Annotated in this window: 4 protein-coding genes; 2 read left to right on the plus strand and 2 right to left on the minus strand. The window is 62.1% G+C overall.

Annotated features, from left to right (window positions below; genetic code table 11):
* Together RIN13_RS07315 and RIN13_RS07320 are read left to right on the plus strand one after the other, a co-directional pair.
* Nucleotides 1-2,488, plus strand: a 2,488-nt coding sequence (locus tag RIN13_RS07315; RefSeq protein ID WP_309106676.1) for a molybdopterin cofactor-binding domain-containing protein, incomplete at its 5' end; no start/stop codon positions are given.
* A 33-nt stretch (nucleotides 2,489-2,521) separates the two neighbouring features.
* On the plus strand, nucleotides 2,522-3,763 hold the full coding sequence (locus RIN13_RS07320) for an amidohydrolase (protein ID WP_309106677.1): 1,242 nt from the start codon (nucleotides 2,522-2,524) through the stop codon (nucleotides 3,761-3,763).
* Nucleotides 3,764-3,914: 151 nt separating this feature from the next.
* On the opposite strand, the gene RIN13_RS07325 is transcribed toward RIN13_RS07320, so the two are convergent.
* The gene (locus RIN13_RS07325) at nucleotides 3,915-4,463 is read right to left on the minus strand and encodes a MarR family winged helix-turn-helix transcriptional regulator (protein WP_309106678.1); all 549 of its coding nucleotides are present in this window, start codon (nucleotides 4,461-4,463) and stop codon (nucleotides 3,915-3,917) included.
* 618 nt (nucleotides 4,464-5,081) lie between these two features.
* A partial coding sequence (locus RIN13_RS07330; protein WP_309106679.1) for a substrate-binding domain-containing protein occupies nucleotides 5,082-5,510 on the minus strand: 429 nt, incomplete at its 5' end.

Raw genomic sequence — 5,510 nt, forward strand, 5'->3', positions numbered from 1 at the left:
GGTGCAAAAAGAGAACCTGGACCGCAGCCTCAAAGGCAACCTGTGCCGCTGTACCGGCTACCGCTCCATCGAGGATGCGGTGTGCGGGCACGAAGGGCATCCTGAGCCGGGAGCTCAAACCTCAGGCGTCGGCGGCAGGGAACAGCCCGATCCCCGGCCAGGACAGCTCGGCGATGACGCTCCCGCGCCCGCCAGCCTGGGAGTGGTCACCGGTTCCGCCCCGTACACACTTGATGTCCCGCCCGGGGAACTCCAGGGCCTCCTTCACCTGAAGCTGCTTCGTTCCCCGCACGCCCACGCCCGCGTCCTGAACATTGACGCAACTGCTGCTTTGCAGATTCCGGGGGTGGTGGCGGTCCTCACGCATGAGGACGCGCCGGAACAGTTGTTCTCAACTGCCCAGCATGAGCTCTACACCGACGACCCTGATGACACCCGTGTCCTGGATGATGTGGTGAGGTTCATCGGGCAGCGGGTGGCCGCCGTCGTCGCCGATTCTGTGAACGCAGCGGAAGCCGGAACTCGCGCCCTGAAAGTCGAGTACGAGGTCCTGGCAGCGGTCTTCACGCCGGAGGACGCTCTCCTCCCCGGGGCGCCGGTTCTCCACGGCGAAAAGGATGCTGACTCCTCGCGCATAGCCCGTCCGCTTCAAAACGTGGCGGCCGAGCTGCACTCGGAGCTCGGCGACCCTGCCGCTGGATTCGCCAAGGCTGACTTCATCCACGAACATACGTACCGGACCCAGCGGGTGCAGCACGTCGCCATGGAGACGCACGCCTCCATTGCCTCCTTCGACGACGACGGCCGCCTCACCGTCCGCACCTCCAGCCAAGTTCCATTCCTGGCACGCCGTACCCTGGCACGTGTCTTCGGCTTGCCGCAGGAGCAGGTGCGGGTGGTAGCCGGGCGGGTGGGAGGAGGCTTCGGCGGCAAGCAGGAAGTCCTGACCGAGGACATTGTGGCGCTCGCGGCCCTGAAGCTCCGGCGGCCGGTGCAGCTTGAGTTTACGCGGACGGAACAACTCACCTCCTCCACCGTCAGGCACCCGTTCACCGTCCACCTCAAGGCCGGTGCCACCAGCGACGGGGAACTGACAGCCCTGCAACTGAAGGTCCTGACGAACACGGGCGCGTACGGCAATCATGCCCCCGGCGTCATGTTCCACGGCTGCGGCGAATCCCTCGGCGTGTACAAGTGTGGCAACAAGAAGGTGGACGCTCAGGCCGTCTATACAAACACAGTTCCTTCAGGCGCGTTCCGCGGGTACGGGCTGAGCCAGATGATCTTCGCGATTGAATCGGGCATGGATGAACTGGCCATCGGGATCGGAATGGATCCCCTGGAGTTCCGCAGCCTGAACATGGTCCGGGAGGGGGACCTGATGCTCTCCACCCATCCTGAGCCCCAGGAGGATGTGCATTACGGCAGTTACGGCCTGGACCAATGCATCCGCCTGGTGCAGGGCGCTCTTGACCGCGGCCGTGAACGCTACCGGACCGCCGGGCTGGAGGACGCCGGGCCTGACTGGGTTACCGGCGAGGGATCGGCTATCTCCATGATTGATACCGCGCCGCCTCGCGGGCACTTTGCCCACTCCGTCGTAAGGCTCCTCCCGGACGGCACCTATGCCGCCGACGTCGGCACCGCAGAATTTGGCAACGGCACCTCCACCGTCCACGCCCAGCTCGCGGCAACAGCACTGTCCACCACTTCCACCCGCGTTACCATCCGGCAATCGGACACGGATCTGGTGCCACATGATTCAGGGGCCTTCGGCTCCACGGGAACGGTTGTTGCCGGCAAGGCGACCCTCGCCGCCGCGGAGGACCTCGCAGTGCGGATTCGTGCCTTCGCCGCCGGAATCCGGCGGGTCCAGTCCTCCGGCTGCGTCCTGGAGGGGGATTCGGTGATCTGCGAAGGAGCCAGAGTTCCGCTGACTGAAATTTACGACGCCGCTGCCCAGGCCGGCGTCGAGCTCTCGGCTGATGGGCAGTGGGGTGGTACCCCACGTTCTGTGGCCTTCAATGTCCATGCCTTCAGGGTGGCCGTCAACACCGGCACGGGTGAGCTGCGCATCCTGCAAAGCGTGCAGGCTGCCGACGCCGGTGTGGTGGTCAATCCCAGGCAGTGCCGCGGCCAGATCGAAGGCGGTATAGCGCAGGCTCTTGGTGCAGCCCTGTATGAGGAGGTGCAGGTGGACGATGCCGGTCGGGTCACCACGGATACTCTCCGGCAGTACCACATCCCCACCTTTGCGGACGTGCCGCGAAGCGAGGTCTACTTCGCTGATACCAACGACCAGCTGGGGCCGCTGGGAGCGAAATCCATGAGCGAGAGCCCGTTCAATCCCGTTTCTCCGGCCCTTGCCAATGCGATCAGGAATGCCACGGGAATCCGCTTCGGGGAGTTGCCGATTCGCCGGGACCGGCTGTACCTGCGGATGAAGGAAGCGAGCCCCCGCTCCGATAACTCCGGCGGCGGTTACTAGCCAGAGTTGGAGTCAATCTGTAAGTGTGAGCCCATGAGTATCGATCTTGAGGAGCTTTATCGCGACCTGCATGCCAATCCGGAGCTTTCGTTCCAAGAAGTCCGGACGGCTGAAATCGCCGCTGGGCATCTGGTTGATCTGGGCTTCAAAGTACACCGTAACGTGGGCAAGACGGGTGTGGTTGGCGTCCTGGAGAACGGTCCTGGTCCCGTTGTCCTTCTCCGCGCAGACATGGATGCCCTTCCTGTCAAAGAAGCAACGGGTCTGGACTACGCCAGTGAGGTCATCGGGGTGGACCATGAGGGCAGGGAAGTGCCGGTGATGCACGCCTGCGGACACGATGTTCACGTCACCTGCCTGGTTGGAGCGGTGGAAATCCTGGCTGCCCGGCATGAAGAATGGCAGGGAACTCTCATCGCGGTGTTCCAACCGGCTGAAGAATGGGGTGGGGGCGCACAGACAATGGTGGCGGGCGGGCTTTACGACCTGGTCCCTAAGCCTGATGTGGTTCTGGGACAGCACGTGGCACCGTTTCCGGCCGGGTGGTTCGGCATACGTCCCGGGGTCCTCATGGCATCGGCCGATTCCCTCAGCATCACACTGCATGGCAAGGGAGGGCACGGATCACGTCCCGAAACCGCCGTTGACCCGGTCCTTTTGGCCGCTGCCGCAACAATCCGGCTACAGGGGATCGTCTCACGTGAACTCGCTCCCAGCGATGCTGCTGTAGTCACCGTTGGGCAGATCCACTCCGGAACAAAAAACAACATCATCCCAGAGACTGCCTCTTTGGGTCTTAGCATTCGCTCCTTCAGCAATGCGACGAGGGACAAGATTCTTGGTTCCATTGAACGTATTGTGCGCAGCGAAGCCACAGCCTCAAATGCTCCCATCGAGCCGGAGTTCCACTATGAAGAGCACCTCCCGCTAACTGTCAACGACGAAGCCGCCGCAGCAAAGATTACTTCCGCATTCCAGCAGAAGTTCGGGCCCGGGAAGGTCATTAACCCGGGGGCCGTTTCGGCTAGTGAGGATGTTGGAATGCTGGCACAGGCTGCCGGCGCACCGCTGGTCTTTTGGTTTCTTGGTGGAGCTGACCCTTCATTGCCATCCTTCAAGGAGTGGGCCGAAAGCGGCAATATGCCGGAGGACATTCCTTCAAACCATTCGCCCTATTTTGCCCCGAGTATCCAACCCACGCTGAGCCTTGGTACGGAAGCGCTCGTGACGGCTGCCCGCGCTTATCTGGGTGGGTCCGCGGCCAAGGATCATTAGCCTATATTCCGCCGGCAAATCGTCTCTACTGTTGGGATGCCTCGTGGTTGCCTTCTTGTTCATTGCGTACCTGCTCCTGCAGTTGCTTGGCAGTAGGCGCATCAAGCACCGACCGAATGCTCAAAAACGATCGCTTATGAAGAGGGTTTGGCTATTCCTTCAAGGGGGAGCGCTCACGGTGACCCTTCTTGTGACGTGAGACAGTTAGTGCCTTGTCCGTCCTGGGCGGACGAGATTTGTTGCAGGTGGCGGCGCAAACTGGAGGCCAGCACACCAGCAGCCTCAAGTTCCTCGGGTGTAAGAGCATAAAGTAGTGGTGGACGAGGCGGAGGTGCGGTGCCGGTGAGCTGCGGAATGTCCGGGCTCCGTCGTCGGTCAGCTCGATTTCTGCCCCACGGCTGTCATTGCCTGAGCGGTGCCGCCTGATGAGTCCACCGTTTTCCATACGGCCGAGGTGGTGCGACAGACGGCTCCGTTCCCAGCCGATCTGTTCGGCAAGCACAGAGGACCGCAGCCGATGGTCGTCAGCCTCGCTCAAGGCCAGGAGTACTGCATAGTCGCCCGGAGAAACGCCGGACGTGGACTGCAGGCCTGAGGCCAAAGCCTGCTGCAGTGCCTGGTCCGTCTCAATGTACTCGCGCCACACTCCCAGTTCGGCAGCGGTAGGGCTCCGCCTGGCACGTCTCTTGGTTTCGTTCATCGCCCATCCACCCTTTGCGTGACATGGCAACACAAGGCGCAGTGATTGACACGTCAAAGACTCTATTGACATTTTCAACTTGGAATCCATGTGAGAGTCGAGAACTGGATGCAACCAAACTCTTTGTTTCCAGTAGAGAAGTGATGTTCGGTCACCTTCTCTAAATCAGACCGGACGGGCGGTTCTACTAGTCAATAATGACCAGCTCGTTGAATTGTGGATGGGGAGTTTCGGTCTGCAGCCGGGGTTCCTCAGACCGCGGCGGATTTCTCTCTAAAACGACCTGTCGGCCCCCGTGGGGATGCCACCCGCTCGGTGGCCGTCGCAGCCGTCACCCGCCACGCTGCGGCCGGTCGCCTCCGATTCGGCGGCCAATGAGCTGAAGCTCCTGACCGAATACCGGGATGAATTGGTCAGGTCAAGAGGGCATCCCTCTGGCCCTCTGAAATCCCCATGCAGGGGCTCGGTATCGGACAGCAGATCGGCTGGCTGGCTGCGGGGCTCTCCGAAAACAAGCGGCAGGCCAGTGCCGGCCGAGGGTCACAAGATTCAGTCATGGCGGGGGAGAGGCTCAGCATTGCACCTCGGGCCCACGTGTAGCGCGGCCCAGGCGCCGTCTCACGAAGAATGTGTGGCCGCGGCGAGGCTGGCTGTGATGGCCCGGAGCTGGGCTAGAACGGTTCTTACGTTCGCTCGTTCGAGGGTTTCGGGACGGGCGAGGCAGTCGATGTGCCGGCCGGGTCCATGGCGGGAAATCGGTCGGAGGACCAGGTCTGGGTGATGCTTGATGTCGGTGGTGTAGCGGGGCATCAAGGCGATGCAGTCGCTGGCGGCGATCACGGCAGCGGCAACGAAGAACTCGTTGATCCGGTGAGCGATGCGTGCTTCAGTACCTCCGATTCCCGCGATTTGCTGGATCGCGTTCTCGAGGGGGAATCCCCGGTGGACTGCTACCCAGGTTTCTCCGTGGAGGTCTTCTGGCGTGATGAAGTCCTGGGCTGCCAGCCGGTGGTCCTTACTGATAACGAGGTCCAGGGGTTCGAACAG

This window comes from Arthrobacter sp., assembly GCF_031179985.1.
GTDB lineage: Bacteria > Actinomycetota > Actinomycetes > Actinomycetales > Micrococcaceae > Arthrobacter.